Annotated in this window: 2 protein-coding genes and 1 pseudogene; 2 read left to right on the top strand and 1 reads right to left on the bottom strand. The window is 65.0% G+C overall.

Translation table 11 applies throughout. The annotated features are described in order from the left end of the window. Positions 1 to 579: GntR family transcriptional regulator (locus EOC06_RS31960; RefSeq protein WP_245470263.1), on the bottom strand; the 579-nt coding region annotated here is incomplete at its 3' end. 180 nt (positions 580 to 759) lie between these two features. Here EOC06_RS31960 and EOC06_RS31955 point away from each other — a divergent pair. Then, on the top strand, positions 760 to 2022 hold the full coding sequence (locus tag EOC06_RS31955) for a multidrug efflux MFS transporter (RefSeq protein ID WP_128309661.1): 1263 nt from the start codon (positions 760 to 762) through the stop codon (positions 2020 to 2022). Positions 2023 to 2060: 38 nt separating this feature from the next. Next, positions 2061 to 2168: pseudogene (locus EOC06_RS44040) on the top strand (DUF423 domain-containing protein); the annotation flags it as partial.

Genomic DNA, 2168 nt, shown 5'->3' with positions numbered 1-2168 from the left:
GATGTGGTCTGACAGCAGGCGCGCGGCTTCATCGGCGTCGCCAAGGCGTGCCGACGCCAGTATGGCGCGATGTTCAGCCCAGGCGCGGCTGAGGGCCGCTTCGTCGCGGACCTCCAGCCAACGCGCCCGCGACAGGCGCGTCATGGCATCGCGCACCGCCCGGAACAGGAATTCATTGCCCGACAGACGCGCCAGTTCGATGTGAAAATCCATGCCGACGCGATGCCATTCCTCGCGCGGCGTGTCGTTGTCGCAGGACTCGAGCATCGCCTCGATGACATCGACGGCGCTCCGGTCCGCCAGGCCGCATGTCAGGCGAAGTGCCGCAACCTCGACTGCCTCCCTGTAGACGGCGATCTGCTCGAGTTCAGCCAGATTGATCGGCGACACCGTCCAGCCACGTCCGTCCCTGCCGACCAGGCCCTCGGTCTCAAGCCGCAGAAGTGCTGCCCTGACCGGGGTTCGCGACGCGCCGAAGCGGCTCTCGATCCAGCGCTCCGTCAGCTTCTCGCCGGGACCGATCTCGAGGCCCAGGATCATTTGCCGAAGCTGTTTTTCGACGCTCTGCATCTGCGACATTGTCGTTTCCATTTTCTGATCGTTGCTGGCGATCGTCTTGCCGGCCGCCTTTTCCGATCACGTTTGAGACGGTCGCATTGACAGCGGTCAAGCTTGCGTCCATCAGGGGCACCATCTTGGTATCCCAAATTGGTATCCGCAGCAAGCATCGATAAGAGTTGCTGGGACAGGACATATGACATGCAGCAGCAGAACACGCCCCCGGCGACCGACAGCACCTACAACATCCACTGGCGGCGCAATCTGTTCGTGTGCGTTGCCGGATCGTTTTCGACGCTTGTCGCCATGACGCTGCTTTTGCCGTTCCTGCCGCTCTATATCGAGCAGCTCGGCGCCGAGGGCCACGCGGCGATCGTGCAATGGTCGGGGATTGCCTATGGCGCGACGTTCTTCGCGGCGGCGCTGGTGGCGCCGCTCTGGGGACGTCTCGGCGACCGCTACGGCCGCAAGGTGATGCTGGTTCGCGCCAGCTTCGGCATGGCCATATGCATGTCGCTGACCGGCATGGTGCAGACGGTCTGGCAACTGGTGCTGCTGCGGCTGCTGATCGGGTTTGCCGGTGGCTATTCCTCGGGATCGACCATCCTCGTTGCCATGCAGACGCCGAAGGAACGCTCCGGCTGGGCGCTGGGCCTGCTGTCGGCCGGCATCACGGGTGGGGCTCTGGTCGGCCCACTGGTGGGCGGCGCCCTGCCGCCGCTGATCGGCATCCGCGCCCCCTTTCTCCTCTCCGGCGGCGTCATCTTCCTGGCGTTCCTGGCGACCACGTTTCTGATCAAGGAGAATCCCCGGCCGAAAACAGCAGACGCCGCGTCGAAGCAGAAGCAGAAAGGCGGCTGGGCACAAATCCCCGACAAGCGGCCTGTCGTCGCCATGCTGGCGACCGGCATGCTGTTGAGCTTCGCAACCATGTCGATCGAGCCGATCATCACCGTCTATGTGCAGCAACTCATCGAGGATCAGAGCCGCGTCACGCTGATATCAGGCGTCGTCATGTCGGCGGCGGCCCTTGGCGCCATCCTGTCGGCTTCGCGCCTCGGCAAACTCGCCGACCGCGTCGGCCACTGGAACGTCATCATCGGCGCGCTTGCCGTCTCGGCACTGCTGCTGATCCCGCAGGCCTTCGTCACGCAAAGCTGGCAACTCATCGGCCTGCGTTTCCTGATGGGCCTGGCGCTGGGCGGGCTCTTGCCCTGCATCACCAGCGTGATCCGCCACAATGTTCCCGATGGGGTCGGCGGCAATGTGCTCGGGCTGTCGATTTCCGCCCAGTATGTCGGGCAGGTCGCCGGCCCCCTGCTGGGCGGCTTTGCCGGTGGCCATTTCGGCATGCGCTCGGTGTTTCTGGGCACATCCGTCTTGATGGCCGGGGGCGCGGTGTATAACTGGCTCGCACAGTCGCGCCGCGAGCAGGACATGCTCGCCAAAGCCGGCAAGTCCTGACGGGATTGGGCATCCCCTGATATCACGGAGCCATGGACATGAGCACGGCCGAACGACCTTCCGACAACAGCGGCCGTATCCTCGTCCTGGCCGGCGGCCTGTGCGGCGCCGCCGGCGTGGCGCTGTCGGCCGCGGCGGCGCATCTG

The organism is Mesorhizobium sp. M7A.F.Ca.MR.362.00.0.0, from assembly GCF_004023175.1.
Classification (GTDB): Bacteria; Pseudomonadota; Alphaproteobacteria; order Rhizobiales; family Rhizobiaceae; genus Mesorhizobium.
Note: the sequence above shows the minus strand (reverse complement) of the source record. Positions and strands in the feature narration are given on the sequence as shown.